This window comes from Synechococcus sp. MEDNS5 (genome assembly GCF_014279875.1).
Taxonomy (GTDB): Bacteria; Cyanobacteriota; Cyanobacteriia; order PCC-6307; family Cyanobiaceae; genus Synechococcus_C.
Map to the genome: position 1 here is coordinate 1,015,959 of NZ_CP047952.1, position 25,865 is coordinate 1,041,823.

A 25,865-nucleotide genomic window follows, 5' to 3' on the forward strand; every position below is an offset into this window, starting at 1 on the left:
ACGCAGGTGCGCAAGCAGCAGAGGAACTGCGCAACCTCCTTTATCCATTTGATCTTACGGGCCGATGCCCTGCCTGGGTTTTGTTCAGTCCCGTTCGGGAATGATGCTGCTCTCTGTTTTCAGCTTCGGCCAGAGAAGTCGGAGTCCGATCACCAGGAACCCAACGGATGCCAGCAGCTGGAGCCAATCGGCTGGAATGATTGTCGACAGGGAGCCTCCCGCTACCGCTCCGATCAGGCTTGCGATCACGAGGGCGCTGGACGATCCTAGGAAGACCGCCAACGGCCGATCAGAGGTGCCGCTAATGGCGACGGTTGCCAACTGCGTCTTGTCGCCGAGCTCAGCCAGAAACACGGTGACGAAGGTTGAAAGCAGCAGCGTGAGGTTCATCGTTGGGTTGGATGGATTGAGCTGAGGGGCGACCGGGTGCGTTCAGAGGGGATGGCTGCCCAGGACCGAACGTAGTGCCTGGGATCCGAGCCACAAGCCAAGTCCCACCATCAGGAGACCTGCCATCTGTTCCAGTCGTTCTGGTTGCAGCACCGACGACAGCCAGCGGCCAACGAGCACGCCGACAAGACTGGAACAGATCAGTGCCAGAGCGGCACCACCGAAGACCAACCAAGGCTGACCCGATTCTGCGGAGAGCAACAGCGTTGCCAACTGTGTTTTGTCTCCAAGTTCCGCCAGGAACACAGTGGTGAAAGTACTGACCAGAACGGTTGTGAACCCTGGACGCTGAGAGCTTCCGGCGTCGGTCATCGCGATGGAGGCGTGGATCGAATCAGACGTTCGAACTTACGCAGTTCCAGACTGCGTCCGCCATGAACCGAACGAATCTGCTGGCGGCAGCAGGCGATGGCGAAGGCGTCAGCGCGGTCTTTGGGAACCTCGAAGAGGCTGCAAAGGCTGGCGACACGACAGAAATCCGGGCGTTCTTCATAGATGCGACATCGCCTGGCACCGCTGTCGAAGTGAATGCACCATCCGTCGGGCCCCACCATCGCCAGGTATTGGCTCTGCTGTTCAGGTGTCAGGGCTTCGATCGCTTCCTGACGTTCCTCCGGGGCCAGCTTGCAGCAGGCGCCGCAGTGCTGGAGGCAGGCCCAGTTCAGGGTATGGCGACTCATGATGACGGTCTGTTTTTGGTTGCGTTGTGGCCGAGCGGAAGGCTCGTAACCTATACACGGCAAACTGTTGCTTACCAGCATTCGACCCATGGGAATCGATTTCCACCTGATCGCCAATTTCGGTGCACTGGCCTTGATCACCCTGGCAGGTCCAGCAGTGATCTTCATCCTCTTCTACCGCCGCGGCGCACTCTGACGTTTGAGCTTGCTCAACCCGTGATACACCGGATCCCTGCACACCAGGCGCCCCGTGTATGAGGCGAGAACAGCCGCCAGCACCACGCCGGCGAACAACTGCTGATCACCGGCGAGACGCCAGGCAAAGATGATGGATACCAGGGGGAGCTGGGTCGCCCCTGAAAGCCCTGCCGCAAGACCCAATCCGATTCCCAGTTGACCGCTGTAACCGGCGATCGCACAGACGGTGTAACCCAGAACAGCTCCGAAGGTCAGCGAGGGATCGATCAGGCCTCCAGGAACTCCCGGGCTGAGAGCCAGCATCGGAGCAATCACCCGGACAACGGTGATCCAAAGACTGGTTACGCCTGTCAGCCAGTAACTTTCGTTTTCAAGCGGATTTGGCATTCCCTGCTCGATCAGTTGGCGTACGAGAGATTCACCATCGGAGGTGGATGTTCCCCAGCTCATCAGAGCCAGCAGGCTCAGACCTCCACCGAGATAGAGGCCCGTGCGCAGAGGCCGTTGCCTGACTGATGCCGACAGTCTCTGGGTGAGCCAGACGAGTCCCTTGTTGAACAGGCCGCCAACAAGGCCGGCCACAAGTCCAATCGGGATCGCCATCATCAGCTGTTCCAACTCCGGCGTCACGATGTTGAGAACGCCAAGGCCGAACATCGGTTGCCCGCCGATGTTCGACAGTCCTGCTGCCGCAACACTGATCACCAGAGCAGGCCAGATGGTCACAATGGCGTAATCGGCCGTAAGCTCCTCCAGCATGAAAACGGCTCCGAGCAGAGGGGTGTTGAAGCCCCCGGCCAGGCCGGCGCCTCCACCGATGGCCACCATCTGCCGTTCGCTCAGAGACGGCAGCCAACCCTTGAAACGCTGATGGCAAGCTCTGGCCACTGCGGCACCGAACTGCACAACAGGCCCCTCCCTTCCCAGGGGAAACATGGCCACGGTGGCGATCGACCAGAGCAGGCCGCGTTGCACCGTGCCTGGAGCCGCCATCGCCCTTGGCAGCAGTGAAGGATCCTTTAATCCATTCATCGTGGACGGAATTCCGGACCCTGCTCCCTCATGCCACGGACCGCGCTGCAGCATCAGGAGGACAGGCATCACGACCAGCGGTGCCAGCGCCAGAAGAACACCGGGCAGTGTCCATGGGCTGGCTGCATTCGTGGGCATCAGGGCATAAAGCTTTTCCTGAACGCGATCCACAAGGTTGAGCGGCAGGCAGGCCAAGCCGATCAGCACGCCAACAACCACCAGGCTGATGAAATGACGCACCAAGCTCAGCAACTGGCGTTGGGAGCGCAAAGTCCCTGGAATCAGGGCGGTTTCCTGGCGACTGTCCGGACTCATGGGCAAAGGCCGAGACCCACGCAGGCCTCTTGCAGCAGGCCCGCAACGTAGGGGTGCCGGGCCCGACTGTCTTCACTCTCCAGCGCACCGATGTCGTTGATCTTGCAGATCAAAGACTCACCGGCGGGATTCAACACTTCGAGGGCTTTCGGTCCCAAACGCTGCATCTTGTAAACCCCAGATCCGCGACTGAGTTCCATCACCGGATGGTGAATCCGCAGGGCCTGGATCTCCAGCTGAAACCGGGTCTCCCCACGCCAGTGATTCTGGGTGAGCCTGTAGGTCAGATCAATCGTCTGCGGAATCGCAGCGGCGGCGGGCCATCGCCAGATGATGGCCTGACGTTCCGTGCCGTTCTGCTCCAGGGTCAGGCGTCGATGCCCGCCGCGCAGTGGTTGTTGTTCCAACACCCGGCAACCTCTGGACCAGAACAGTGGCTTGGGATGTCCTGCGCCAAAGGGTTCCAGCTTCTGCAGGCCTGCCCAGAGGTCATGGTTGATCTCCTCCAGCGTTAGAAGTGCCTCCGGTTCCACCAGCAACCCCTCACCCCTCTTATCGATCCAGGTTGCGGCCAGCCTGTTCAGCCCGTCGTGGAGCTCTGTCACGGCTGACACCTGAACCGTGAAGCCTCCTGCTGCGGGATGTCCGCCAAAGCGTTCCAGCAGATGGCCGCAGTGCTTCAGAGCTTCATCCACCGCGAAACCCTCTGGAGCCCGCACGGATGCCCGCATGAATCCGTCCCCATCTGCCGCAAGAAGGGCGGCCGGCCTTTGATAACGCTCAACCAAACGGGCGGCCACGATCCCGATCACCCCGTGATGCCAATGGCTTTGAGCCAACAGAACGAAAGGCGGTAAGGGCGATGGGTCGCTGTCCAGCAACGCAATGGCTTCCGCTTCGATCGCATCGCACAGGTCGCGGCGTTGCCGGTTGAGGACGTCACAACGGCGTCCCAGTTCGTAGGCCTGGTCTTGATCTTCCGCGGTGAGAAGGTCCACCACCAGCACAGGATCACCGATGCGGCCGACCGCATTAATTCTGGGTGCCAGCTGGAAACCGATGTCATCGGCGACAAGGGGGCGATCACCCAGTCCAGCCAGCTGCTGCAGAGCTTGCACACCCGGACAACTGCTGCGGTGAAGGTGTTTCAACCCTTCCTTCAGCAGACTGCGGTTGGCCCCTGTCAGGGGTGCCATATCGGCCACGGTGCCGATGCAGAAGAGGTCTCGGGAGCTGCCAATCGCTTCGGGCCTGTTCATCTCCAACGCCAGTGTGCGGGCCAGGATGTAGGCGAGACCCACGCCTGCAAGACCGCGATACGGCGAGTTTTCAGGGGTTGTGGCCGGATGAATCAGGGCCTTGGCTTTCGGAGGCTGATCCGGAAGGGTGTGGTGGTCTGTGAGGATCACATCCACCTCGAGGTCTGCGGCGCGCTCCAGTGCCTCCCTTGCAGCTACTCCGTTGTCGACGGTGATCAAAAGCCTGATCCCCTCCGCATGGAGCTGTTCCACCATCCCCGGGTTTAACCCGTAGCCATCGTCCATCCGGCTTGGAATGGCTGCTTTCGGATTGGCACCAAGACAGCGGAAGGCACGCAGCAGCAGGGCAGTGCTGGTCATGCCGTCGGCGTCGTAATCACCGCAAACGGCCAGAGACTCCCCCGTCCGGCATGCCGTCTGAAGGCGCGCAAGCGCTGGGGCGAGCTGGGGGAAGTGGTCGTGGGGAGCCGGCGGGTCCTGATCGCTCAGGAGAGACTCCACGTCTTCTGTTGTTGAGAGGCCGCGCCGATAAAGAACAGCTCTGAGCGGTTGGGGTAAAGCAATGCGATCAAGGGGGATGCCATCGATGGGCCGCGGCAGGCGCCACTGCTGCTGTCGGGCGACCTCAACCATCCCTCAATCTCCGATGGATGCATTGTGGGGGGTTCCGCGACCGATGGTGTTCCTTCAGGCTGAACCCATGCTGAATCGCTGCAATGTCTCGACTGCAAGCCGTCTTTTGGGATGTGGACGGGACGCTTGCTGACACGGAGATGTCCGGCCATCGGGTGGCCTACAACCGTGCCTTCTCCGAGCTGGGTATCGACTGGAACTGGGACCCTGACCTGTATGCCGAGCTCTTGACCATTCCCGGGGGTACCAAGCGCATGCAGCGGTTTGCCAAGCGGTGCTCTGTGTCTCTGTCGCCCGATCTGCTCCAACGGTTACGTGAGGCCAAGCAGCGTCACTACCTCGACTTGATTCGCGCCGGTGCAGTGCGGTGGCGGCCAGGAGTGCTGCGGCTTCTCAAGGACCTTCAGCAGGCTGGTGTTCAGCAGTGGATCGTCACCAGCAGCGGACTTGCTTCCGTTCAGGCGCTCTTAGAGGTCCTGCATGGTTTCAGCGCAGGCCCTTTCTGCGGTTGGGTGACAGCGGACGATGTCCGTTGTTCAAAACCGGATCCAGAGCCTTATCAGCTTGCTCTACGACTCAGTGGTGTTGATCCAGACTGCGCGATCGCCTTGGAGGACTCAGCACCAGGTTTGCGTTCGGCTCGTGCGGCAGGACTGCGCTGCCTGTTGACTCCATCCCCTTGGGATCCTGAACTGCCCATGGACAATCACCATGCCACGGCTGTTTTGGATCATTTCGGAGCTGAAACCTCGTGTCAGATCCACAGCGGCCCCCCTTGTGAAGGCGGCCGGGTCACGCTGAAGTATTTGGAGATGCTGCTTGATCTGGGTCAGGAATGACGCTGCATGTCACGCGATACGACCGGCTTCAGCGTCGGGTGGGAGCTCATCTGTCCCAGGCGCTGGTCGGTCCTTGGCGTCGCAGGAGTGTGGGACTGCTGGCCTTGCTATTCGGTTTCATTGTGGGCAGCAACGTCACGATGTACTGGTACCAGAAATCGGGTCAGGAGCGCCCCATCGCCGTTCTGATGATGGTGGCGGTTTTAGAAGTTCTGGTGCGGTTGCGGAGCAGGGTGCGGATGGATCCTTGGCCTCTGGGGTGGCTCGCTCTCGACAATCTGCGGATTGGAACCGTCTACGCCGTTGTGTTTGAGGCTTTCAAGCTTGGCTCGTAACATTCGACCGGACGCACCTCTCGGGGGGCATGCCCTGCTGGAGCTGTTGGGTTGGCCCGATCCGGAATGTTGGTGGCGCCACTGGCAGGCCCGTGGCGGTTTGAGCCTGGTGCGGGATCATTGGGCTGTTCCTGTCGATGACGCCTGGATTGCGTCCCTGGCTCTTCCGCTTCTGACCCGAGTCGAACAGGCCCATGCCGAGAATGCCCCGACGTTGCTCGGGGTCAGCGCCCTGCCGGGTTGTGGCAAGACCACCCTCTGCAGCTGGATCAAACATGCTGCCGACCATCTCGGCTGGTCGGTGGAGCATCTATCGATCGACGACTTCTATTGGCCTGCAGATGAGTTGGAACGCAGCATGGCCGGGAATCCGTGGGGAGTCCCCCGGGCTTTGCCTGGCAGTCATGACCTCATCGGAATGGAACGATGCCTGCAGACTTGGCTGCAGGGAGACTGTCTTGAGGCGCCACGGTTTGACAAGTCTCTTCGGGGAGGACGTGGCGACCGTTGCGGTTCAACCATCTCCAAGCCACGGGTGGTGTTGCTGGAGGGATGGTTTCTCGGTGCGGTAGTGCGTGAGCACAATGATGAGGCAATGCAGCAACAGCTGACGCCCTCAGAACGTCAGTGGCGTCCCAAAGCACTCAGAAAGCTCAGAGAGTACGCAACGATCTGGTCCATGCTCGATGAGCTCTGGCATCTGCGTATCGAGAACGTTGATGCCTCCGCGCGCTGGAAGCGTCAGCAATTGAACACGCTCTTGGAAAGCACCGGAGTGAACTTTGTTGAGAACGAACTCTCTGATTTCAATCGAATGGTTCAGGTGGCTCTGCCGAGCCGTTGTCTCGATTGCATTCCAGGAGCCACGATCATCGTGGACCTCACGAGCGAAAGGGCCGTTCGCGAGGTCCGTTTCCGCTGAATCAGCTTTCGGAATCGTCGGCTTCCGCCACGGGATAGACGAAACCTTGAGCACGGCCGCTCAGAACGGATTTGCCAATGGAAAGAGCCTTCTGGGCTGCAGTTGCTGCCTTGGCTTTCCAGACGGCATGCCGTTGGTTGCGCTTGCTCTTAGAGGTTTTCTTCTTCGGGACGGCCATCTCGGGCTGATTACTGCCAAACAGCCATGATCCACTTTCGGGAGCCCCTCCGTCAAATCGCTAGTCTTGGCCCAACGCAACAGCGGTGTGAGCCCAGAGCAGAAGAGTCAGTCGCAGCCGGGCCTCGATGCCCAGAGGCCGATCGGAACCGACCAACCGAGCAACCCATTCTCTCGCCTCCGTTCGGAGCCTCCTCCGAGTTACAGCGCTTTGCTGAAGCAGATCTCCTCGGGGAAGGTGAAGGAACTGCAGTTGGTACCGGCCCGTCGGGAAGTGATTGTCACCTACCCCGACGGTCGTCGCACAACGGTGTCGATCCTGGCCAACGATCAACAAATTCTGCGGACCGCTGAGGCTGCTGGGACTCCTCTTCGCGTCAAGGATGTCCGGCAGGAACAGGCCCTGGCCGGACTGGCCGGCAATCTGGCGTTAATCGTGCTGATCGTTGTTGGACTGTCGCTGTTGCTGAGGCGATCGGCTCAGGTGGCCAACAAGGCCATGGGCTTCGGGCGTACCCAGGCGCGCACCAGTCCGCAGAGCGAGGTGACGGTGCGCTTCGAAGATGTGGCCGGGATCGCAGAAGCCAAAGACGAGCTTCAGGAGGTTGTGACCTTCCTCAAGCAGCCGGAGACGTTCATCAAATTGGGAGCGCGGATTCCCCGGGGGGTCCTTCTGGTCGGCCCTCCCGGCACCGGCAAGACCCTTCTGGCGAAAGCCATTGCCGGGGAGGCTGGCGTTCCGTTTTTCTCCCTCGCGGCCTCCGAATTCGTTGAGTTGTTCGTGGGTGTGGGTGCCAGCCGTGTGCGCGATCTGTTCCGCAAAGCCAAGGAGAAGTCACCCTGCATTGTGTTCATCGATGAGATCGATGCCGTTGGCCGACAGAGGGGAGCAGGGATTGGTGGAGGCAACGACGAGCGCGAGCAGACGCTCAACCAGTTGCTCACTGAGATGGACGGGTTTGCTGATAACTCGGGCGTCATTCTTCTGGCGGCCACCAATCGCGCCGACGTCCTCGATACAGCCTTGATGCGTCCCGGGCGGTTCGACCGCCGGATTGCCGTTGGCTTGCCGGACCGCAAAGGGCGCGAAGCAATTCTTGCTGTGCATGCCCGCACAAGACCACTGGCTGAAGACGTGTCCCTGGCGGACTGGGCCCGACGCACGCCTGGTTTCTCCGGAGCCGATCTGGCCAATCTTCTGAATGAAGCGGCCATCCTCACGGCCCGCTATCAGTCCACAACTTTGGGCAACAAAGAGCTGGAAATGGCTCTTGAGCGAATCACCATGGGTCTGACGGCTGCCCCTTTGCAGGATGGAGCCAAGAAGCGATTGATCGCTTACCACGAGATCGGTCATGCGCTGGTTGCGGCATTGACGCCCAATGCCGATCCCGTCGACAAAGTCACTCTCCTGCCCCGCAGTGGTGGTGTGGGGGGATTTACGCGTTTTTTCCCAGATGAGGAAGTGCTTGATTCCGGCTTGGTGACCCGTGCTTATCTCCATGCCCGTTTGGTGATGGCCCTTGGTGGCCGTGCCGCAGAGATTGTCGTGTTCGGACCGTCTGAGGTCACCCAAGGGGCAAGCGGTGATTTGCAGATGGTGTCGCAACTGGCACGGGAGATGGTGACCCGATTCGGATTTTCCGATCTGGGCCCTGTTGCTCTCGAGGGACAGGACCAGGAGGTGTTTTTGGGCCGAGACCTGATTCATACCCGGCCTTCTTACGGGGAACGCACCGGTCGCGAGATCGACCTCCGTGTTCGCTTGCTGGCATCCGAGGCTCTGCAGCAAGCGATCCATCTGCTCGAGTCCAGGCGTGAACAGATGGATGTTCTGGTTGATGCTCTGATTGAGGAGGAAACCCTTCAGTCGGATCGCTTCTATGCCCTCATAGGGATTGATCCGCCGGATCGGAGTCCTAGCCTGGGGCAACTGCCGGCCTGGACTTGAGCCTGTCCAAGCGAGCCTTTTTCGCCCGCCATCCTGCATCTGCCCGCTGGCTGCTGCTGCTGGTTCCAGTGTTTGTGCTGTTGGCCCGCCTTCAGGTCGAGATGGCCTGGTTCCAACAGTTCAACCTTGAGGATGTGTACCTCAAACGTCTTGGGCTTCAAGGTGTTGGAGGTGCCGTCGCCCTTGTCCTTGTAGGTGTGACGACCATTTGGCGGCAGCGATGGATGGCGGCCTATGAGCCCACCCCCGAGGGTGAACTTCCTGCCCTGAGGGGAAGAACGTATGCGCTTGGTCTGGCCAGCACGCTTGTGGTGCTCCTGAGCGTGCTGGTGGTGTACACCCGCCTGGCCTGGCTGGCCTTATCCCAGCCATTCCTCCTGGCGCATTGGTGGAGTGTTCCCTTCCAGAGCACCTGGCCGCTGTTCACCCTCTCGATTCTGCTGATCCTGACGATCACGATCGGACTGACAAGAAGTCATCGACTGGGATTGGCCCATCTCTATGGAAGTGCCTGTTTCTGTCTGATCACGGCCCGCGCCTGGGGGCTCTGGGCCTTGGCACTCACGATTCCTGATGCCAACCGTTTTGAGCCTTTGCTTGGCGCTGATGTGAGCTTTGGGCTTGGTCGTTTTTCAGCGCTTGCTCTGGCTTTGGAGTTGCTTTTGCTTCAGTTGCTCCTTGTTCTCAGCACTTCGATCTGGAGCCGGCTGACCCGCAGTTCCTGCCTGAGTGATTGGGGCTTTCCTGGTTGGACAACCCAGGAACGCCGTCTGCTCCGTCCGCTGCTCGCAGCCTTGTTTCTGGTGCTTGCTGCACTGCTCTGGTTGTCGCGCCATCAGCTGCTCTGGACCCAGAACGGTGTTGTGGCGGGCGCAGGCTGGTTGGACGTGCATCTGGTGTTGCCGCTCAGGGTTGGGGGCAGCGTTCTTCTTGTTCTCCTGGCGACCACCTTGTTCCCCTGGCCTGGGGTGCCCTCGCGACGACGACGGGGAATGCGAGGGGTTTTCGTCGCTCTGGCGATCGTGCTTCTGCTCACCGAACTGCTGTTGGCCCCCCTGGTGCAGTGGATGGTGGTCCGCCCCCGAGAATTTCAGCTTGAAGAGCCGTTTCTCCGCCATGCCATCACAGCAACGCGCGATGCTTATCAACTCGGCGGCATGACGACACGGCCAATTAATCCTTCAAAGCAACTCGAAGCTGAGGATTTAATTCAAGGAGAAAGCACATTAAAGAATATTCGTCTCTGGGATAGTCAACCGCTGCTGGCTTCGAATCGGCAACTTCAACAGCTCAGGGTTTATTACCGCTTCGCCAGAGCTGCCGTGGATCGCTATCCGTTGCGCCCTGATCGCAAGGAACGGCAGCAGGTGATCATGGCGGCCCGCGAGCTGGATCAAACGGCCCTGCCCCGGCGATCCAGAACCTGGCAGAACCGACATTTCGTGTTCACCCATGGGTTCGGATTCACCCTCAACCCTGTGAACACCAAGGCGTTTGACGGTCTTCCTGAATACTTCATCAAGGATCTGGGCAGTTCCACCAGGATCGAAGGAAATCCTTCTCTCGGTATCACCCAGGCTGATGTGAAGCGTGAAGTGCCGATCGGCCGGGCCGCTCTGTATTTCGGCTTGCTGCCTTCGCCTTACGCCGTGGCACCCACGCGCATCGAGGAATTCGATTATCCGGAGGGCGATCAGAACACCTACAACCATTATTCCGGCTCAGCGGGGATCTCACTGTCATCGCTGTGGCAGCGCATCAGGTCTGCCATTTATCTCAATGACCCCAGACTGCTCAACACCGGTGCATTGACGCCGCAATCCAAATTGCTTCTAAGGCGCGATGTGAAACAGAGAGTCAAGGCTTTAGCTCCATTCCTCACCTTTATGGGAGATCCTTATCTGGTCTCCGTGCCCCTTGAGGATCCTCCTTCCGGTTATTCAAAGGATCAGCATCAGTATTGGATTGTTGATGGTTACACCACCTCTCGAACGTATCCCTACGCAGCCACGCTTCCCGATGGACGCCCCCTGCGTTATCTGCGCAACTCGGTGAAGGTGATTGTTGATGCCTACAACGGCAGCGTTCATTTCTATGTGAGTGAAGAGAACGATCCAATTATTCGTGGATGGAGCCGATTGTTTCCAACATTATTTGAACCATTGGATGCGATGCCCTCGAACCTTCGGGGCCATCTGATGGTTCCTCAGGCTCAGTTTGAGCTGCAGGTTCAGCAACTTCTGCGTTATCACGTGACTGAGCCACGCATTTTCTACAGCGGTGATGATGTCTGGCAGGTTCCCCTTGAGCTCTATGGCCGCCAGCAGATTCCGGTTGCTCCTTATCACATTACGGCCCAGGTTGAAGCAAGCGAACGCTCCGAATTTCTGCTGCTTCAACCGCTCACCCCCTTGGCTCGCCCGAATCTGTCGGCCTGGCTGGCCGCTCGCAGTGACGGGGATCACTACGGCGAATTGATCCTGCTGCGCTTCCCGAGCGATGAACCGATCTTTGGTCCTGAGCAGGTTCAGGCCTTGATCAATCAGAACCCTGAGATCAGTCAGCAATTCGGTCTGTGGGACAGAGCGGGTTCCCAGGTTGTTCAGGGAAATCTCCTGGTGGTGCCTGTCGGCGACTCGCTGCTCTACGTGGAGCCGATCTATCTCAAAGCTCGTCTAGGAGGATTGCCGACGCTCACCAGGGTTGTTGTCAGTGATGGGCGACGCCTTGCGATGGCCGACACTCTGCCGGTTGCCATTGATCGACTCATACAAAAAACCCTGCCGCCGATGGCGACAGGGTCCTGAATCCGAGCTGTTCGTTGAACGATCTCGGATCAATCAATGGTGGAGAAATAGTCCTTGGAACCCTTGGGGTCCTCCAGCATCGTGGCAGCGCCAGGTGTCCAGTTTGCGGGGCAGACTTCGTCAGGATTGGACTGAACGTACTGGAAGGCCTGCAGAAGACGCAGGGTTTCATCAACGTTGCGGCCCACGGGCAGGTTGTTGATGGTGGCGTGAACAATCACACCCTCGGGATCGATCAGATAAAGACCGCGGAGTGCCTTGCCCTCGTCGTCGAGGATGTTGAAAGCGTTACCGATTTCCTTGTTGAGGTCAGCGACGAGAGGATAGTTGATGTCACCGATACCACCCTGGTTCCGCGGGGTCTGAATCCAAGCGAGGTGGCTGTATTTGCTGTCGACGGAAACGCCGAGGATTTCGCAGTTCTTGCTGGAGAAATCGGCGTAGCGATCGCTGAACGCCGTGATCTCCGTGGGGCACACGAAGGTGAAGTCGAGGGGATAGAAGAACAGCACCACGTACTTGCCGCGGTACTGGGACAGGCTGATCTCCTTAAATTCCTGGTCAACCACTGCTGTGGCGGTGAAGTCGGGGGCCGGATGGCCCACGCGCAGACAACCGTTGGCGGTCATGATGAACGGGCGAAGGAAGGCAAGGAAGCGTGAGGACCTAGCTCGAAGTCGTTACGACTTCCAATTGCGGGCAACAATTTATCACGCCTCTGTGCTCATGCCGTGTGCCCCGATGCACCCAATGGCGCACTCGCCGACTTTTAGGATGTACTGATGATTCATTCGTCCATGGCCTGGGATCAGGCGCTTCTTAGAAAGTTCAGCAGCACTGGCCACTTCCGCTTGCTGAATCAGGTGCGAAGTGAGCTCAGCAGTCAGCCCTTAGTGCGCGATCCTTCCAGCCGGGCTCTGCTGCTCAAGGCCAGACCGCATCGCGGACAGCCGGTCCGTCAACAGCGAAGGCCCAACGCGATGCCAGAAGGCATGGCTTCACTTTCTAAGTCTGTTGTCACATCGTCGCCGAAATCATTCCGAGAGAGGCTCAACGCTATTGATATGCGCTGAGGATGTCCCTTCAAGATGTATGATGGCAACTGGCCTGAAGGCCCTTTCGTCAGAGTAGCTCAGCTGGTTAGAGCACAGGATTCATAACCCTGAGGTCGAGAGTTCAAGTCTCTCCTCTGACATTTTTCAGAAACAAATCAAAGCCTTCAAGTGAAATTGCTTGGAAGGCAATTTTGTTTTGATTGGGGTGAATCCTTATTAGCCTCTGCGAGATGGAAGCATGGACATTGGATCCATGGCTGCTCCGCCAGACTTGCGAATTTCAAAATGGAGATGAGGACCTGTGCTGCGGCCAGTACTCCCCATCAGGGCAATACGAGCACCTTGAGGAACCAATTGCCCTTTTTTAACCAACAGTCGACTGCTATGGGCGTAACGCGTTGAAGAACCATCTCCATGGGACATTTCAACCAGGTAGCCATAGCCGCTGCTCCAGCCGGAGTAAGCAATCACGCCATCCTTGGCCGCCAGGATTGGAGTACCGACGTTGTTCGCAATATCAATACCTTTGTGCATTCTCCCCCAGCGCCAACCGTATCCAGAGGTGAAAACACCCTTTGCGGGCCAGATGTACGTCTGGGACGCATCGAACTGCTTGGATCCAGGGAGTTCAGGAAGTTCGGGCCAACTTGCTCCGCCGGAACGTAAGGGGCGCACAGCCAGCACACTGGCTTTGGCAACACGAACCTTGCTTCCCACCACGAGCTTCGAGAGTTCGACCCCTGGGTTAAAGGTCTTCAACTGCGTCAGAGTGATGCCATGGTCTCGCACCAAGGACATCAGCGACTGCTGGGGCTTGATTTCAACGACTTCTACGGGAGCCGGAGGGGTCTTGAGCGGTGCTGTGTCTCTGATTTGCGTTCCGTCTATCGCCTTTGATGCACTGATGGACTCAGCGCTCGTGGAAGGGAGAACAACCCAGGTTCCGATCTCAAGATCAGTCTCGGCTTTGAGCTCATTCAGTTCTTCGAGCTGGCTCGGGATTAGGTCAAGATCACGCGCCAACGTTTCCAGATTGCTGGGTTCGATCAGTCGAACCCAGATCTGTGATGGCTCTGATGACAGAGCCGAAAGGAGTTGCTTTGAGCTGATGTGATCGGAGTCTGCGAAACCCGATGCCTGCGACATCGCGAACAAGGCGCTGCTGGATGCAACAGCGGTCACGGCGAGGAGCAGAGGCTTCATTCAGCGCGCAAGTGAGGAACAGATCCGAGGACGCCGCCACAGCATCAGATCGCGCTGAAAGTAGCGGGCTGAACACCCCTCTGCAAGGGTGCTCGTGGCAGATCATGGATTACCACAGCTGCAGTTTCAGGCCCGCCTGGAAGCAGGCGATCGCGCAGGCGACGGACAGGTTCAGGCTGCGAACGCCACCCTGGCCGTCACTCCCAGCGCTGCAAGGCATCGGAATCGTCAAAATCTGATCGCATTGATCTCGCACTGGCTCTGGCAGCCCTGTGTCCTCTCGCCCGAACAGCAGAACATCCCCTTGCTGAAAGCAGAAACTCTGCAGGGCAACGCCATCCCGACGGCTGCAGCCAATCACGCGGGACGGCTTGGCGAGACAGCTTTTGAATGCTTTGAAATCAGCATGAACCGAGAGGTTCACATGGGGCCAGTAGTCCAGCCCGGCTCGTTTGAGCTGTCTGTCATCGATCGAGAAGCCCAGGGGCTCAATCAATGACAAAGGCAAATCAAAGGCTGCGCAGGTTCTCGCGATGTTTCCCGTGTTCGGAGGAATGCGTGGTTCGAACAAAGCCACTCTGAGCGGGGATGGCTTGAGTTTGAGAAGGGTCACAGCGGGACGCTCTGGCCTAAAACGTGAAGATCGACAGCTCTGCCCTGAACGACGAGCCAGCTTCGATTGGCCTGCCTGGCCAATCGCTGAGCCAGTTCTCCCTGGCGATCGCGGAAGAGTCCGCCAATGGCTGTTGGGGGCACCACCCCCCAGCCTGTTTCTTCAACCACGATCACGGCTGGTTGACGGCGCTGTTTCAGTGTGGTCAGCAATTCGATCTGAGCGGCATTCCACTGCTGCGCATTGGTCTGTAGATAGGCGGCCGTGAATCCACCGAGAGCATCAATCAGCACCCCATGGTTGTCCGGCGCTTCCTTGAGCGCAGAAGTGAGTTTTCCATCGCATTCCAGAAGACTCCAGTTGGGTGGTCGACGTTCACGATGTAGGCGCAGTCGCTCCTGCCACAATGCATCTTCAGGCAAGGACGGTGAGGTGGCGATGTACGTCACCTCAGAACAAAAGGAGATCAAATGTTCGGCCCAACGGCTCTTGCCTCCTCGGCTTGGACCGGAGACAAGAACCAGGCCTTGAGGATGATCAGCCGCCACCATTCATACCGCGAAGCGTCGCCACCGAGGATGGGCTGACGCGGTTGAGATAGCGGAAGATCCAATACTTAAAGATTGTCGCCAGGATCACCGGGAAGGTGGCGATGAACAGAAGGATGAAGTTCTCTCTGGCTGGGAATCCGAAATGATTGGCGATTCCATCAAGAAGAACCGTCCAGCCTTCAGGGCTATGGAAACCAACGAAAATGTCTGTGAAGAGAATGATGGCAAACGCCTTCGCTGAGTCGCTGAGTCCATACACAGCTTCGTCGAAAAATCCCCTGAGAACTCGTAATTCTTCTCGGCTGAACACACAGACCACAACAAATGCGACTGTGGCGGCGAGATCAGCGAGTACGTTCTTGACGGCATGGGTGCTCTCTGAATCAGCTTCCTGCTTCAGCTCTTCCGCTTTCGCAGATAGTTTTTTCTGCAACTCTTCCTGTGTTGGAATCGAATCGCCGCGCAGGAGTGCATCAAATTCGATCTCGGCCTTGTAGACACGGAGTTTCTCGACAGCTTGCTCTTCCAGTTGTGGTTTGGGGTAACTCAAAAACGGCAGATCTGGAGCAAAACGATCCACAGCGGGGCTGATGATGTACGTGCGGCTCACTTGTTGCACCAAAAGGGGAACAAGGATGAGGAGCAGCAGCACCTTGAGGGAAATCAGGGTGGAATCGCGCCGCCGCCGGAATCCAGCCACCAGCGTTGCTTCTGAGGTGGGATTCAGCTGCCGTCGCAGCGTGTCGAAGATTCCGAGAAGCGACCGTGGCAGCGGATCAGGAGATCGGCTGATGGTGGGAGCTGAGGCCGTCCGTCGCGGGCTGTAGCGGTTGACCACGCTTTCGATCAGCTGGAGCTGGCGCAACTCCTGTGGATCGAGTTGGCCACGCTGATACTCCAATTTGTCCAGAGAGGCTCGACAGACGCTGATGGCTGCCCGGAATTTCCGGAGAACCGTCGCTTGAACCGAACTGGGAACAGAGAGTTCCAGATCAGGACGGATCGGCCGGTCTCCGTAGTACTCGAGTTCCAGGCTTTGAATCAAGAGAGCGGCTTCGTAGCCGCGATCAAGATCGGCGTTCACATCGAAGGACTTGGCCCTTCCGAAGGTGTCGAGCCAGTTGCGTCCTGCCATCGTGCTGTTACCGGGAGAAAATCCACCAGGTGGCCATCGGAACTATCGTGCCGACCACCAGCAGAACGACAACCCAAGTAAACGCATTGCTCTCTTCGGTTTCTTCAGCAGTTGGCACATTGGTCGGTAGTGCAACCCTCTCCGCCTGAACCGGAGGGCCAGGGTCTTCGCCACCGTCGAGCACGATCTCAATCCTTGCGACGCCATCGAGGGTGGCCTGTCGGAAGCGATCCCCGTCCCGCAGTGGTTGGCTCATGGTGGTTCTCCCCGTGCTGCGCAGCAGGCTCTCCGGCAGTTGTTCCAACAGGGCCGGTGATGCGACAACCGTGGCCTGTTTGCTCTGGCTTTCCTCCAGGAACAGCAGCAAGGGCCTGTCCGATCCAGCAGTTGCCTCACTCCAGCGATTGAGCAGCTCCTCTCCGAAGGCCGGAAGACTCAGGCCGTAATCAAGGCGCCGGAGGGTCACGAGCCGAGCATCCACGTGAAAGCGGTCCAGCTCCTGCAGTCGATTGCTGATTTCGTTGCGACCCGATCGACTCAACACTTCAGCTGAATCGAGAACCAGCTCATCGGGTGGCTGCGTCGGGAAGTCCTGGGGAGAGACAGCAAGCGCCAGCGGCGTGCAGAACAGCAAGCAGAGGGTGGCGGCCAGAATCCCGCCGGTGAGCTGGGTGAAACGGTTCATGGTCATGCTCAGCGTCGAATTAGTCTGCCCTCAGGCGGACAGGCTGTCTCGGTTGAGAGCCATGATCGCCTCCAGCACCATCACGGCGCGTCCTTCCGGAAGATTGAGACGTCCAGTCAGATTGTTGAGAAAGTGTTTTTCTTCGGGGGTGACGTCCCTGTCGGCATGGGTGAGCTGAACAGCCACCGCCAGAGCTGTCTCCTGCTGAACAGGCGTCAGAACGGGCAGGGCATCGTCGACAAGACGTTCGACGCCGTCTGTGCGGAGCTGGGCCAAGAGGCGATCAAACAGTGCTGCCATCTCCTGCTCGTTGCGGTCCTTGTAGGGCGTGCGGTATTCGAGTGAGCGGCGCAGAGCGTGGGCCTCATCACGCCCAAGGGTGCCATCACAGGCCACCGCGGCGAGCGCAATCGCGGCAAAGGCTTCAGCGTCAGTCATCTTGGGCTGGTCTGTGCTTCCTCATTTGAGCAAGAGTGAGTCGTTCTGACCGCAGCATGTTGCAGACCATGCCTGGCTCCGCTCGTCTTTGTCTGATCGCCGGGGTCTTGGTGCTGAGCCTGTCGCTCGTCAATGCCCTCACGGCTGGAGACTTTCCTCCTTCCCTTCAGCGCGCTGAAGTGCTTGCTGGGATGGCAGCCGTTGGTTTGATGTTGGTTGCCGTTCTTTGGACGCGTGCCATTCCCCGGCCGGCTGAAGCAGCGCAACTCAGCGGTGAGCAGGGGCTCCGCATTGACGAGGCGCTGGATGATGCACTGACCTTGGAACTGGCCTGGGGTAGCCATCAGTTCCTGACAGCCACCTCAGCCGCCTCGATGCTGGTGATGTGGGATGGGAAAGTTCTTCTGCGACGGGGACTGATCACGTCGGATGCATTCGTGCCCGGTGCCATCTGCCAACGGGCGAGCCAGCGCCAGGAGCTGATCTCTCTGGTGAAGACGGCGCTTTATCCAGGTCGCGATGAATTTGATCCCGTGTTGCCAGGCTTGCCATCAGTGATGGTGCAACCCCTCGGCCACAGGGGGTGGGTCGTGCTCGGCGGCTGGTCCGAGCGTTGCTTTACCCGATCGGATGAACGTTGGTTGGCGGGATGGAGCGAACGCCTCAGAAGGACACTGGATTCGGTTGGGGACGGGATCCAGGAGTCCCACCCTTTCCCTCAGAAGGGAGCCTGACTTCCGATTGCACCTTGGATCCAGGCGCGGTGAAGGAAATTCGCCCCTCCTTGCCAATCGTTCCCTCAAGCCGCATGGCTCGGGTGACCTGATCGTTCTCGTCTCGCCGCAAGCGAACCTTCCCTTCGGCCAAGACGTCTTCACTGTTCCAGTTCCAGCGGCAACGTTCAGCCTCCAAAACTTCCCCCGGCTGACGGATCTCACAGGCCCCGTTCACATCGACGGTCGTTGCGCCGAGATCCGCCCTGAAGCCATCACCTGTGATTCTGGTGCGCTCGAGGTCGGCCTCAAACGGCTCTGCACTGCGGATGATCTGATCCCGGAACAACCAGGTTGTTGCCTGGGCCCTGAGCACACCCTTCTCGCGTGGGATTTTGAGAATCACCGGTGCTTGCACGGTGATCTCTCCTTTGAGAGTGTTTCCATCCAGTGATTGGCCCTCGAGTTGCTCGAGCACGGTTCCTTCCTGATCTCTGCGCTGACCGAGAACGGGTCCCTTGGCTTTGAGCTGTCCTGAATCCAAATTCCATTGGGCTTGACCGCTGCGCAAAAAGCTGTCAGGGGGGGTACTGCGGTCGGCGGTGGACCAACGGTCGAGTTGAACGGTGCCCGTCAGCGTGAGTTCATTGGTGGTTTGTTGAAGTTCGGCTTCGCGGGCAGAAATACGCGACTCCTGATCCGACGCTCGGGGCCGCTGTTCCATGGTCAGAACGCCTTGTTCAGGCCTCCAGCGCAGTCGATCTCCCTGGATCAGCAGCTTCGCGCCGGTGAGTTGCTGAAGCTTGACGTTCCCTTCCAGCAGGATCTTTTCCCCATCGTTGATCACTTGGGCGAGATCGGACTGAATCCGAAACGATGGCTTTCCATTGCGAAACAGGAGACCAACGGGCCTGCGAGCGCGAACCAAGCGTTTGTTCAGTTCGTAACGGGCTTCCGGGCTGGACAAGCTCCATTGCCGTTGACCATTGCTGGCTTTCTGTTCAAGCTCCAGTGAACGGAACACGAAAGGCGGCGCCTCGACGGCGACCGGTGTGTTCTCATCCGCGCAACCACCAAGGAAGGGAAGGCCTGCCAGTAGACAGCTTGAAAGCCATGCATGGCGTGTAAGCAAGGCCATCAGAGGGGGGACTCAAGCTCAAGTCGCTGCATCACCGGCTCAGGTTTCGGAAGTCCGATGCCTGGCTCCAGTTGGCCCCAGCTCAGCGCCTGGGTCCAGCAATCCTCGCTTGGACGCTGATCCAGCTGGGCCAGGATCCTGGAGCTGAGGCCTGGCACCAGTGGTTGAAGCAACAGGCCGATCACCCTGCAGCATTCGAGAACGGCATAGAGATCATCTCCCACTTTCTCTTCGTGGCCTGGTTGTTTCATCAGGCTCCAGGGTGCTTGTTCATTGAGATAACCGTTGGCTTCGATCGCCAGTTGCAACACGGCTTCAGCCGCGTTCTGAAAAGCCAGTGCAGGGATCGACTGCCGCACGCGGACAATCGTTTGTTCCGTGGTGTCTTTCAGAGGATGGTCAGAGCGAACTCCATCCGACACAGGAGGAAGGGATGCATCGAACCACTTGCGTGACATCGAGGCAGTTCGATTCAGGAGATTGCCGATCGTGTTGGCGAGATCGTTGTTCACAAGATCCATAAATCTCTGCTGCTGAAAATCTCCGTCTTCGCCAAATTGGATGTCTCTCAGCAGATACCAACGCACGGCATCGGTCCCGCAACGCTCCAGCAGGGTTTCCGGATCCAGCACATTCCCCAGCGCTTTGCCCATTTTCTGGCCCTCTCTGGTGAGAAAACCATGCCCGAAAACGCGTTTCGGAACAGGCAATCCCGCAGACATCAGCATGGCGGGCCAATACACCGCATGAAAGCGCAGGATGTCCTTGCCGATCACATGAATATCCGCAGGCCAGCCAACGTCTGCGAGGCGATCCAAGTTCGCCGCCCCACCGTCATCCAGCAGCGCTGTGAGGTATCCGAGCAAGGCGTCAAACCACACATAGAACGTGTGCCCCGGATGGCCGGGGACGGGTAGTCCCCATGACACATTCACCCGGGAAATGGAGAAATCACGCAGCCCTCCTGCGACGAAATTTTCAATCTCCCGACGGCGGCTGGTGGGTGCGATGAACTGAGGATCCGCAATCAGCGTTTCAATGCGCTCCTGAAACTGGGAGAGACAGAAAAACAGATTTTCCTCGTCGCGCCATTCCAGCGGCTTGCGGTGGATGGGGCAATCAGGATTGTTGGCATCGGAGGGATCATCTTTGAATTCCTCACAATCCACGCAGTACCAGCCCTCCTGATGGCCGGTGCGGATATGCCCTGCAGCTTCACAGCGCTGAAAAAAGTCCTGGACCAGGGGAAGATGGCGGGGGCTTGTAGTGCGGACGAAACGATCATTGGTGATGTCCCAACGCGCCCAGAGGTCGGAGTACAAGGCGGAAATCCGATCGCAATGATCCGCAGGACTGATGTTCTGCGTTTCGGCCGTGCGTTGAATCTTCTGGCCGTGTTCATCAACACCGGTAATGAACACAACGTCTTGGCCTTCCAGCCGCTGAAAACGAGCGAGCGCATCACAGGCGAGCGTGGTGTACACGCTTCCGAGGTGGGGCTTGGCGTTGACGTAATAGAGCGGCGTTGTGAGGCTGTAGGTCATCGCGTCGGCTCTCCTCTGAGGCCCCTGGCTCTGGGGCTGGATCTTAACGACCTCCTTTTCTTCGCTCTGGTTTCGATGCCATCCCCAATCCAACGCGCAGAGGTTCGGCGTGTCTGGTTGTCGGCCCTGCACCAACTGGCTCTGGCTGATGACGATTTCAGCGAAGGTGAGCGCAGAGCGCTGGCCGATCACCTTTCTAAAACTCTGCCTGACGCCGATCTCAACTGGGACGGCTTGCCCCCTGCTCAAGACAGTGATCTGGCCGAGGCTTTTGCGGAAGATCGGACCCTCGCCGAGCAGTTTCTTCGCTCTGCCGTTGTGGTGTCATTAGCCGATGGTCATCTCAGTGCGATGGAATTGGATCTGCTCCATCACTGGGCGGACCTGCTCGGCTGTGATCAGTCACCCCTGAAGGATTTGCAGCCGTGTGACGCTTCGACAAGCGCCCGGAGCATCCATCCGCTTGAACCCTTGAAGCAGTGGTTGGATGCGCTTGACCCCAGTGACCCGGCCGTCGCGGGCTTCATCGTGAGTCTGATCCCTGCGCAATGTCCGTTTGAGAGAGACATCGTGCTGTTTGGCCACAAACTCGTGCACATTCCGCCGATGTGCAAACTGAATCCGCTGTACGACCAACTCGTGGGGCTGCGCTTCCGCTGCCTGGGCCATCTCCACGAAGAACAACAACTGCGGATCTGCCGCAAAGACTCCGCCCCGGCATGAGCGCTTCCCTCGACACAGTCGATGTGCTCGTTTGGGGCGGCGGCACCGGTGGTGTAGCTGCTGCGATTCAGGCCGCACGGGGTGGTGCCTCCACGCTTCTGCTGACACCTGGCCCATGGCTCGGGGGGATGGTGAGCGCAGCTGGAGTGTGCTGCCCGGATGGCAACGAACTATCGCCCTGGCAAACGGGGCTTTGGGGGGCTTTCCTGCGGGAGTTGGAGCGGCGTGAACCGGAAGGGCTGGATCACAATTGGGTGAGCTGCTTCGGCTACCGGCCCACAACGGCAGAGCAGATCTTGCAGGACTGGGTGAGGGCCGAGGCCAATCTGCTCTGGTGGCCCCGTTGCCGCTTGCTGGAGGTGGAGCGGGAAGGATCGCTGATCAATGCCCTGCAGGTTGAGATCGATGCTGAACGCCGGCGCGTGCGTTGCCAGGTGGTGATCGATGGCAGCGACCGCGGTGATCTGCTGCCGTTGGCAGAGGCTCCCTTCCGCTTCGGCTGGGAGGCGCAGGAGCAGTGGGGTGAACCCAGCGCCCCAAGCCGGGAGCGCCTCAATTCAGAGGCCTTTTTCCAGGATCAGCCGGTGCAATCGCCCACCTGGGTGGTGATGGGCCAGCTGCAAAGCGATCACCTGCAGGCGGATCCAGCCCGCGGAATCGATCCCGCTGGCAGGCCCCAGCTTCCGGCTCCTTTTGAGAAGGCCTGTGAGTGCTTCGGCCTGGAGCGCACCCTCACCTATGGGCGCCTGCCCGGTGGCTTGGTGATGCTCAACTGGCCCTTGCATGGCAACGATTGGCACTGGGGGCTGGAACGGGCCTTTGGCGGAGACTCCCAGCAGGAAGTGGACCTGTATGCAGAGATGCAGGCCCACAGTCTCCGGTTTGCCGAAGCCCTGAGGGAGGCGAGCGGCGGCTGGCTTCAGCTCGGCCAGGCTTTTCCCGAGGAATCAGGCAGTCCGGCTCCCTGGCTGGCGGCCATGCCTTACTGGCGCGAGGGGCGGCGCTTGGTGGGGCGCGCCACAGTGCTCGAGCAGGACCTGTTGCCGGTTGGCGAGGGTGCCTCGTGTGCTGCCTTGCCCCGCGACTCAGCCGATGCGCTGCAGTCGATCGCGGTGGGCAACTACGCCAATGACCATCACTATCCCGGGCCTGATTGGCCCCTGGCACCCAAGAGCTGCCGTTGGGGTGGGCGCTGGACGGGCACACCGTTCTGCATTCCGTTTGGCGCGCTGGTCAGTGAAGAGATCGATAATTTGTTAGCGGCCGACAAGGCGATCAGCACCAGCCATATGGCGAATGGCGCCACCCGCCTTCAACCGTTGGTTTTAAATGTGGGCCAGGCGGCAGGAGCTGCAGCGGCCCTGTCGGTTGCCCAGGCCATTCCACCGGCGAACTGTCCGGTGCATCAGCTGCAGGAGCGATTGATCACTGATCAAACGGCACCCTCGGCAGTGGTTCCGAACTGGCACTTGGCCTGGAACCATCCGTTTTGGAAAGCCCCGCAGCACCGTGCACTGCCTGGCGCTTTGGCGCTGGGTGAAGGGGAGAGAACTGGCGCACATGCCACTTCCAGAGACACGGATTGTGTGCTGAGGGGACGTATTCATCCCTGCGCAGATGGAGGGTTTCGACTGGAGACCACCGATGGGGATCACTGGCCTGTGATCACCCTTGAACCATCGGTTCAGGCCTGGATGACCACCGTGAAGGGGCCAACGCCCACGGCCTTGCGAGGAACGCTCAACCCATGGGGGCCCTGGCTGAGGGTGACTGGCTTTGGTTGATCAGGGCTGATCGGTGACCGCGCCCTGGCTGCTGGAACTGACCAGTCGCGCGTATTTGCCCAGAATCCCCGTCCGGTACTTCGGCGTTGGCGGCACCCAGGCGTTACGTCGACGTGTCAATTCCGTGTCGTCTACATTGAGTTGCAGGAGCAGTTGATTGGCATCCACGGTGATGCTGTCTCCTTCCTTGATCAGGCCGATGGTTCCACCCACGGCTGCTTCAGGAGCCACATGGCCGATCACAAGACCATAAGAACCGCCTGAAAAGCGTCCGTCGGTGATCAGCGCAACCTTGTCGAGCAGCCCCTGACCCACGATCGCGGAGGTGGGGCTGAGCATTTCGCGCATGCCTGGACCGCCGACGGGGCCTTCGTTGCGCACCACCACAACATCACCGGCTTGGATCTGGTTGTCGAGAATCGCTTCCAGGCAGGTTTCTTCGCTTTCAAACACCCTGGCTGGACCGGTGATCACCGGATTCTTCACACCACTGATCTTGGCGACAGCTCCTTCGCTGGCCAGGTTGCCCTTGAGGATGGCCAGGTGGCCTTTGGCGTAGAGGGGATTGAAAAGTGGTCGAATCACATCCTGATCCGCGCGCGGCGTGGAGGGCACATCCGCGAGCAGTTCCCTGAGGGTTTTGCCTTCGATCGTGCGGCAATCTCCGTGGAGCAGACCGGCATCCAGCAGCAGTTTCATCACCTGGGGAATCCCACCAGCGCGGTGGAGATCCACGGTGACGTAACGGCCACTGGGTTTGAGATCACAGATCACCGGAACGCGTTGGCGGATCTGTTCAAAGTCGTCGATGGCCAGTTCAACGCCGGCCGTGCGGGCAATGGCGAGCAGATGCAGCACGGAATTGGTGGAGCCACCCACCGCCATGATCACGCTGATGGCATTTTCGAAGGCCTCTCGGGTCATCAGGTCGAGGGGGCGGATGCCGGATTGGATGGCCTGCACCAACACCTCGGCCGATCTGGCTGCGCTGTCGGCCTTTTCCTCATCTTCAGCGGCCATCGTGGAGCTGCGGGGAAGGCTGAGCCCCATCGTTTCGATGGCGGCGCTCATGGTGTTGGCGGTGAACATGCCGCCGCAGCTGCCAGCACCGGGGCAGGCATTTTTCTCAATGGCCGTGAGCTGCTCTTCGTCGATCTTGCCGCTGGTGATCTGACCCACCGCTTCAAAAGCACTCACCACGGTGAGGTCGCAGCCGCCCAGTTTTCCCGGCTTGATGGTGCCGCCGTACACGAAGATCGCTGGGATGTTCATCCTCGCCATCGCGAGCATGGCCCCAGGCATGTTTTTGTCACAGCCGCCGACAGCCAAAACGCCATCCATGCTCTGGCCATTGCAGGCCGTTTCGATGGCGTCAGCGATCACTTCCCGGCTCACCAGGGAATATTTCATCCCCTCGGTTCCCATCGAGATGCCGTCGCTGACGGTGATGGTTCCGAAGGTCTGCGGCATTCCGCCAGCCAGTCGGGCCGCCTCTTCGGCACGCCGGGCTAAGTCATCGAGCCCCACGTTGCAGGGCGTGATCGTGCTGTAGCCGTTGGCGATGCCGATGATCGGCTTGCCAAAGTCCTGATCGCCGAAACCCACGGCCCGCAGCATCGCCCGGTTGGGTGAGCGCTGGATCCCTTTGGTGACGGCATCGGAGCGGAGCATGGATCAGGCCGTCTTCCGGCGTGAAATTGAAATCAACCTACCGGCCGCGCTGGTCACCCTTTGGAGCCAAGGTCTTCAAGCTGTTTGCGAACATCCGCGATCGCGGCATTCAGCTGCTCTACCCGAGCCTCCAGCTGACTGTCGGAATCAAGAGGCTGGAGTTCTCCTGGTCCAAGAGCCTCACTGCCGTCCTGCATGCGCGGGGCATACAACATCGAGCGCTTGTAGCGCAGACGCCGGCGACGGTCTGCTTCCGAGATCAGCCACCAGCCAAGCCCTGCTGCGCCCAGAACAGCTCCGCTGACGAGTGTCGCCAGTGTTGCTGAGGTTGAGTCTTGCTGACGCGCCATGGCCCTCTAATTCCTCGTTGAACCCTAGGTGGCCTGCGTTGATCTGATCCCCAGCCTTTGCAAGGGGTCACCGATTCCCGGAAGAATCTGATTCTGTTCATCGAGATCAGCATCGATGCAGGCGGTGTGAATAGTGATGTCAGGGAAGGCCTCACCAATGCGCTTCAACCCCGGGCTTGCACAAATCGTGGTGATCACACGCAAGCGACGCCCATCCACCTGTTCTTGCTGCAACCGATTCAGGATCGAGAGCACAGTTTCACCATCATTGATCTGATCGAGAAGCAACACAACACCCGCTTGGGCCTCGATGCCGGAGGGCACGCCATCGAGGCATAGATCAGCATTCGGAAGCACCTGGCGTGCACCCTCCCAGAGATGCAGGCCTCCAGGGAGATGCGGGATTGCAAGCAGGGGAACGTTCGCCTCAATCATCGTTCCTTCTGTGCTCGCCAGAGGTGTCTTCACCACCTCCCTTCGGTGCGGCAACCAGTCGCGAAGCGCTTCGTAACTCAGCCATCGGCCGAGCTCCTCCATGGCTGTGCGAAACAGAGCTGCCGGAGTTCCCTCATGGCGCAGCACCGTCAGCCAGTGGGCAATGAGTGGGTGGGGCGGAACCACCACCCGAAGAGTCTTGGCCATGACACGTGGCTGGGCAGATCTC

General features: G+C 59.2%; 28 protein-coding genes and 1 tRNA gene. 11 read left to right on the forward strand and 18 right to left on the reverse strand.

Features of this window, described 5'->3' with window-relative positions:
* Positions 1–84 precede the first annotated feature (84 nt).
* From SynMEDNS5_RS05425 to SynMEDNS5_RS05435, 3 genes are read right to left on the reverse strand one after another with little or no spacing between them, the layout of a single operon-like run.
* Positions 85–390 carry a TMEM165/GDT1 family protein gene (locus SynMEDNS5_RS05425; RefSeq protein ID WP_186585415.1) on the reverse strand — a complete coding sequence of 102 codons (306 nt, stop codon included), beginning with the start codon at positions 388–390 and terminating at the stop codon, positions 85–87.
* Positions 391–432: 42 nt separating this feature from the next.
* Positions 433–762 carry a TMEM165/GDT1 family protein gene (locus tag SynMEDNS5_RS05430; RefSeq protein ID WP_186585417.1) on the reverse strand — a complete coding sequence of 110 codons (330 nt, stop codon included), beginning with the start codon at positions 760–762 and terminating at the stop codon, positions 433–435.
* The gene (locus SynMEDNS5_RS05435) at positions 759–1,130 is read right to left on the reverse strand and encodes a YkgJ family cysteine cluster protein (protein ID WP_186585419.1); all 372 of its coding nucleotides are present in this window, start codon (positions 1,128–1,130) and stop codon (positions 759–761) included. The genes SynMEDNS5_RS05430 and SynMEDNS5_RS05435 overlap by 4 nt, the downstream gene beginning before the upstream one ends.
* A gap of 88 nt (positions 1,131–1,218) precedes the next feature.
* Between SynMEDNS5_RS05435 and psb30 the strand changes: the two genes are divergently transcribed.
* The gene (psb30, locus tag SynMEDNS5_RS05440) at positions 1,219–1,326 is read left to right on the forward strand and encodes a photosystem II reaction center protein Ycf12/Psb30 (RefSeq protein WP_006041509.1); all 108 of its coding nucleotides are present in this window, start codon (positions 1,219–1,221) and stop codon (positions 1,324–1,326) included.
* Here the strand turns inward: psb30 and SynMEDNS5_RS05445 are convergent.
* Together SynMEDNS5_RS05445 and recJ are read right to left on the reverse strand one after the other, a co-directional pair.
* The gene (locus SynMEDNS5_RS05445) at positions 1,305–2,675 is read right to left on the reverse strand and encodes a chloride channel protein (RefSeq protein WP_186585421.1); all 1,371 of its coding nucleotides are present in this window, start codon (positions 2,673–2,675) and stop codon (positions 1,305–1,307) included. The genes psb30 and SynMEDNS5_RS05445 overlap by 22 nt on opposite strands.
* Complete coding sequence (gene recJ / locus SynMEDNS5_RS05450) at positions 2,672–4,567, reverse strand: single-stranded-DNA-specific exonuclease RecJ (RefSeq protein ID WP_186585423.1); 1,896 nt, start codon at positions 4,565–4,567, stop codon at positions 2,672–2,674. Before recJ ends, SynMEDNS5_RS05445 begins: the two co-directional genes overlap by 4 nt.
* 83 nt (positions 4,568–4,650) lie before the next feature.
* Between recJ and SynMEDNS5_RS05455 the strand changes: the two genes are divergently transcribed.
* Genes SynMEDNS5_RS05455 through SynMEDNS5_RS05465 form a run of 3 tightly spaced genes read left to right on the forward strand, consistent with a single transcriptional unit; the run spans position 4,651 to position 6,663 of the window.
* Positions 4,651–5,406 carry an HAD-IA family hydrolase gene (locus SynMEDNS5_RS05455; protein WP_186585425.1) on the forward strand — a complete coding sequence of 252 codons (756 nt, stop codon included), beginning with the start codon at positions 4,651–4,653 and terminating at the stop codon, positions 5,404–5,406.
* On the forward strand, positions 5,403–5,741 hold the full coding sequence (locus tag SynMEDNS5_RS05460) for a DUF565 domain-containing protein (protein ID WP_186585427.1): 339 nt from the start codon (positions 5,403–5,405) through the stop codon (positions 5,739–5,741). The genes SynMEDNS5_RS05455 and SynMEDNS5_RS05460 overlap by 4 nt, the downstream gene beginning before the upstream one ends.
* Entirely contained in the window at positions 5,731–6,663 is a 933-nt protein-coding gene (locus SynMEDNS5_RS05465) for a kinase (protein ID WP_186585429.1), read from the forward strand. The genes SynMEDNS5_RS05460 and SynMEDNS5_RS05465 overlap by 11 nt, the downstream gene beginning before the upstream one ends.
* A gap of 1 nt (position 6,664) precedes the next feature.
* Here SynMEDNS5_RS05465 and rpmF read toward each other — a convergent pair whose 3' ends face one another.
* The gene (rpmF, locus tag SynMEDNS5_RS05470; protein WP_186585431.1) at positions 6,665–6,841 is read right to left on the reverse strand and encodes a 50S ribosomal protein L32; all 177 of its coding nucleotides are present in this window, start codon (positions 6,839–6,841) and stop codon (positions 6,665–6,667) included.
* A 141-nt stretch (positions 6,842–6,982) separates the two neighbouring features.
* Here rpmF and ftsH point away from each other — a divergent pair, with 141 nt between their 5' ends.
* Both ftsH and SynMEDNS5_RS05480 read left to right on the forward strand, forming a co-directional pair.
* A complete protein-coding gene (ftsH, locus tag SynMEDNS5_RS05475; RefSeq protein WP_255440373.1) occupies positions 6,983–8,791 on the forward strand; it encodes an ATP-dependent zinc metalloprotease FtsH in 1,809 nt (602 codons plus the stop codon).
* A complete protein-coding gene (locus SynMEDNS5_RS05480) occupies positions 8,788–11,598 on the forward strand; it encodes a UPF0182 family protein (protein ID WP_186585433.1) in 2,811 nt (936 codons plus the stop codon). Before ftsH ends, SynMEDNS5_RS05480 begins: the two co-directional genes overlap by 4 nt.
* 29 nt (positions 11,599–11,627) lie before the next feature.
* On the opposite strand, the gene SynMEDNS5_RS05485 is transcribed toward SynMEDNS5_RS05480, so the two are convergent.
* A complete protein-coding gene (locus SynMEDNS5_RS05485) occupies positions 11,628–12,227 on the reverse strand; it encodes a peroxiredoxin (protein ID WP_186585435.1) in 600 nt (199 codons plus the stop codon).
* Positions 12,228–12,380: 153 nt separating this feature from the next.
* Between SynMEDNS5_RS05485 and SynMEDNS5_RS05490 the strand changes: the two genes are divergently transcribed.
* Both SynMEDNS5_RS05490 and SynMEDNS5_RS05495 read left to right on the forward strand, forming a co-directional pair.
* Positions 12,381–12,671, forward strand: coding sequence for a hypothetical protein (locus SynMEDNS5_RS05490; protein WP_186585437.1), 291 nt, complete (start codon positions 12,381–12,383; stop codon positions 12,669–12,671).
* Between the two features lie 48 nt (positions 12,672–12,719).
* Positions 12,720–12,793: transfer RNA gene (locus SynMEDNS5_RS05495), tRNA-Met, on the forward strand.
* 76 nt (positions 12,794–12,869) lie between these two features.
* Here the strand turns inward: SynMEDNS5_RS05495 and SynMEDNS5_RS05500 are convergent.
* From SynMEDNS5_RS05500 to SynMEDNS5_RS05525, 6 genes are all read right to left on the reverse strand, one after another.
* The gene (locus tag SynMEDNS5_RS05500; protein WP_186585439.1) at positions 12,870–13,856 is read right to left on the reverse strand and encodes a M23 family metallopeptidase; all 987 of its coding nucleotides are present in this window, start codon (positions 13,854–13,856) and stop codon (positions 12,870–12,872) included.
* Between the two features lie 109 nt (positions 13,857–13,965).
* Complete coding sequence (locus SynMEDNS5_RS05505; protein ID WP_255440337.1) at positions 13,966–14,433, reverse strand: tRNA (cytidine(34)-2'-O)-methyltransferase; 468 nt, start codon at positions 14,431–14,433, stop codon at positions 13,966–13,968.
* A 32-nt stretch (positions 14,434–14,465) separates the two neighbouring features.
* Entirely contained in the window at positions 14,466–15,020 is a 555-nt protein-coding gene (locus tag SynMEDNS5_RS05510) for a bifunctional adenosylcobinamide kinase/adenosylcobinamide-phosphate guanylyltransferase (protein ID WP_186585450.1), read from the reverse strand.
* Positions 15,007–16,155, reverse strand: coding sequence for a proton extrusion protein PcxA (pxcA, locus tag SynMEDNS5_RS05515; RefSeq protein ID WP_186585452.1), 1,149 nt, complete (start codon positions 16,153–16,155; stop codon positions 15,007–15,009). Before pxcA ends, SynMEDNS5_RS05510 begins: the two co-directional genes overlap by 14 nt.
* 7 nt (positions 16,156–16,162) lie before the next feature.
* A complete protein-coding gene (psb32, locus tag SynMEDNS5_RS05520) occupies positions 16,163–16,840 on the reverse strand; it encodes a photosystem II repair protein Psb32 (RefSeq protein ID WP_186585454.1) in 678 nt (225 codons plus the stop codon).
* 30 nt (positions 16,841–16,870) lie between these two features.
* Positions 16,871–17,278, reverse strand: a complete 408-nt coding sequence (locus SynMEDNS5_RS05525) for a tellurite resistance TerB family protein (protein ID WP_186585456.1) — start codon at positions 17,276–17,278, stop codon at positions 16,871–16,873.
* A gap of 68 nt (positions 17,279–17,346) precedes the next feature.
* Between SynMEDNS5_RS05525 and SynMEDNS5_RS05530 the strand changes: the two genes are divergently transcribed.
* A complete protein-coding gene (locus tag SynMEDNS5_RS05530; protein ID WP_186585468.1) occupies positions 17,347–18,012 on the forward strand; it encodes a cofactor assembly of complex C subunit B in 666 nt (221 codons plus the stop codon).
* Here SynMEDNS5_RS05530 and lptC read toward each other — a convergent pair.
* Both lptC and metG read right to left on the reverse strand, forming a co-directional pair.
* Positions 17,942–19,129: an LPS export ABC transporter periplasmic protein LptC gene (gene lptC / locus SynMEDNS5_RS05535; RefSeq protein ID WP_186585470.1), complete on the reverse strand. Its 1,188-nt coding sequence runs from the start codon at positions 19,127–19,129 to the stop codon at positions 17,942–17,944. The two genes, SynMEDNS5_RS05530 and lptC, sit on opposite strands and share 71 nt — an antisense overlap.
* On the reverse strand, positions 19,129–20,673 hold the full coding sequence (gene metG, locus SynMEDNS5_RS05540; protein ID WP_186585472.1) for a methionine--tRNA ligase: 1,545 nt from the start codon (positions 20,671–20,673) through the stop codon (positions 19,129–19,131). The genes lptC and metG overlap by 1 nt, the downstream gene beginning before the upstream one ends.
* A gap of 75 nt (positions 20,674–20,748) precedes the next feature.
* On the opposite strand from metG, the gene SynMEDNS5_RS05545 reads away from it, so the two are divergent.
* Complete coding sequence (locus tag SynMEDNS5_RS05545; RefSeq protein WP_186585474.1) at positions 20,749–21,396, forward strand: Mo-dependent nitrogenase C-terminal domain-containing protein; 648 nt, start codon at positions 20,749–20,751, stop codon at positions 21,394–21,396.
* Entirely contained in the window at positions 21,393–23,180 is a 1,788-nt protein-coding gene (locus tag SynMEDNS5_RS05550; RefSeq protein WP_186585476.1) for an FAD-dependent oxidoreductase, read from the forward strand. Before SynMEDNS5_RS05545 ends, SynMEDNS5_RS05550 begins: the two co-directional genes overlap by 4 nt.
* On the opposite strand, the gene ilvD is transcribed toward SynMEDNS5_RS05550, so the two are convergent.
* Genes ilvD through SynMEDNS5_RS05565 form a run of 3 tightly spaced genes read right to left on the reverse strand, consistent with a single transcriptional unit; the run spans position 23,181 to position 25,843 of the window.
* Positions 23,181–24,851 carry a dihydroxy-acid dehydratase gene (gene ilvD, locus SynMEDNS5_RS05555; RefSeq protein WP_186585478.1) on the reverse strand — a complete coding sequence of 557 codons (1,671 nt, stop codon included), beginning with the start codon at positions 24,849–24,851 and terminating at the stop codon, positions 23,181–23,183.
* 53 nt (positions 24,852–24,904) lie between these two features.
* Positions 24,905–25,201, reverse strand: coding sequence for a hypothetical protein (locus SynMEDNS5_RS05560; protein WP_186585480.1), 297 nt, complete (start codon positions 25,199–25,201; stop codon positions 24,905–24,907).
* A 24-nt stretch (positions 25,202–25,225) separates the two neighbouring features.
* Positions 25,226–25,843 (reverse strand): uracil phosphoribosyltransferase, encoded by a 618-nt coding sequence (locus SynMEDNS5_RS05565; RefSeq protein ID WP_186585482.1) that lies wholly within the window; start codon positions 25,841–25,843, stop codon positions 25,226–25,228.
* Positions 25,844–25,865: the final 22 nt, after the last annotated feature.

Excerpts from the sequence above, each read along its gene's own strand:
- SynMEDNS5_RS05425 (WP_186585415.1), bottom strand. The coding sequence starts at position 390 with ATGAACCTCACGCTGCTGCTTTCAACCTTCGTCACCGTGTTTCTGGCT.
- SynMEDNS5_RS05430 (WP_186585417.1), bottom strand. The coding sequence starts at position 762 with ATGACCGACGCCGGAAGCTCTCAGCGTCCAGGGTTCACAACCGTTCTG.
- SynMEDNS5_RS05435 (WP_186585419.1), bottom strand. The coding sequence starts at position 1,130 with ATGAGTCGCCATACCCTGAACTGGGCCTGCCTCCAGCACTGCGGCGCC.
- psb30 (WP_006041509.1), top strand. The coding sequence starts at position 1,219 with ATGGGAATCGATTTCCACCTGATCGCCAATTTCGGTGCACTGGCCTTG.
- SynMEDNS5_RS05445 (WP_186585421.1), bottom strand. The coding sequence starts at position 2,675 with ATGAGTCCGGACAGTCGCCAGGAAACCGCCCTGATTCCAGGGACTTTG.
- recJ (WP_186585423.1), bottom strand. The coding sequence starts at position 4,567 with ATGGTTGAGGTCGCCCGACAGCAGCAGTGGCGCCTGCCGCGGCCCATC.
- SynMEDNS5_RS05455 (WP_186585425.1), top strand. The coding sequence starts at position 4,651 with ATGTCTCGACTGCAAGCCGTCTTTTGGGATGTGGACGGGACGCTTGCT.
- SynMEDNS5_RS05460 (WP_186585427.1), top strand. The coding sequence starts at position 5,403 with ATGACGCTGCATGTCACGCGATACGACCGGCTTCAGCGTCGGGTGGGA.
- rpmF (WP_186585431.1), bottom strand. The coding sequence starts at position 6,841 with ATGGCCGTCCCGAAGAAGAAAACCTCTAAGAGCAAGCGCAACCAACGG.
- SynMEDNS5_RS05485 (WP_186585435.1), bottom strand. The coding sequence starts at position 12,227 with ATGACCGCCAACGGTTGTCTGCGCGTGGGCCATCCGGCCCCCGACTTC.
- SynMEDNS5_RS05490 (WP_186585437.1), top strand. The coding sequence starts at position 12,381 with ATGATTCATTCGTCCATGGCCTGGGATCAGGCGCTTCTTAGAAAGTTC.
- SynMEDNS5_RS05500 (WP_186585439.1), bottom strand. The coding sequence starts at position 13,856 with ATGAAGCCTCTGCTCCTCGCCGTGACCGCTGTTGCATCCAGCAGCGCC.
- SynMEDNS5_RS05510 (WP_186585450.1), bottom strand. The coding sequence starts at position 15,020 with ATGGTGGCGGCTGATCATCCTCAAGGCCTGGTTCTTGTCTCCGGTCCA.
- pxcA (WP_186585452.1), bottom strand. The coding sequence starts at position 16,155 with ATGGCAGGACGCAACTGGCTCGACACCTTCGGAAGGGCCAAGTCCTTC.
- psb32 (WP_186585454.1), bottom strand. The coding sequence starts at position 16,840 with ATGAACCGTTTCACCCAGCTCACCGGCGGGATTCTGGCCGCCACCCTC.
- SynMEDNS5_RS05525 (WP_186585456.1), bottom strand. The coding sequence starts at position 17,278 with ATGACTGACGCTGAAGCCTTTGCCGCGATTGCGCTCGCCGCGGTGGCC.
- SynMEDNS5_RS05530 (WP_186585468.1), top strand. The coding sequence starts at position 17,347 with ATGCCTGGCTCCGCTCGTCTTTGTCTGATCGCCGGGGTCTTGGTGCTG.
- lptC (WP_186585470.1), bottom strand. The coding sequence starts at position 19,129 with ATGGCCTTGCTTACACGCCATGCATGGCTTTCAAGCTGTCTACTGGCA.
- metG (WP_186585472.1), bottom strand. The coding sequence starts at position 20,673 with ATGACCTACAGCCTCACAACGCCGCTCTATTACGTCAACGCCAAGCCC.
- SynMEDNS5_RS05545 (WP_186585474.1), top strand. The coding sequence starts at position 20,749 with ATGCCATCCCCAATCCAACGCGCAGAGGTTCGGCGTGTCTGGTTGTCG.
- SynMEDNS5_RS05550 (WP_186585476.1), top strand. The coding sequence starts at position 21,393 with ATGAGCGCTTCCCTCGACACAGTCGATGTGCTCGTTTGGGGCGGCGGC.
- ilvD (WP_186585478.1), bottom strand. The coding sequence starts at position 24,851 with ATGCTCCGCTCCGATGCCGTCACCAAAGGGATCCAGCGCTCACCCAAC.
- SynMEDNS5_RS05560 (WP_186585480.1), bottom strand. The coding sequence starts at position 25,201 with ATGGCGCGTCAGCAAGACTCAACCTCAGCAACACTGGCGACACTCGTC.
- SynMEDNS5_RS05565 (WP_186585482.1), bottom strand. The coding sequence starts at position 25,843 with ATGGCCAAGACTCTTCGGGTGGTGGTTCCGCCCCACCCACTCATTGCC.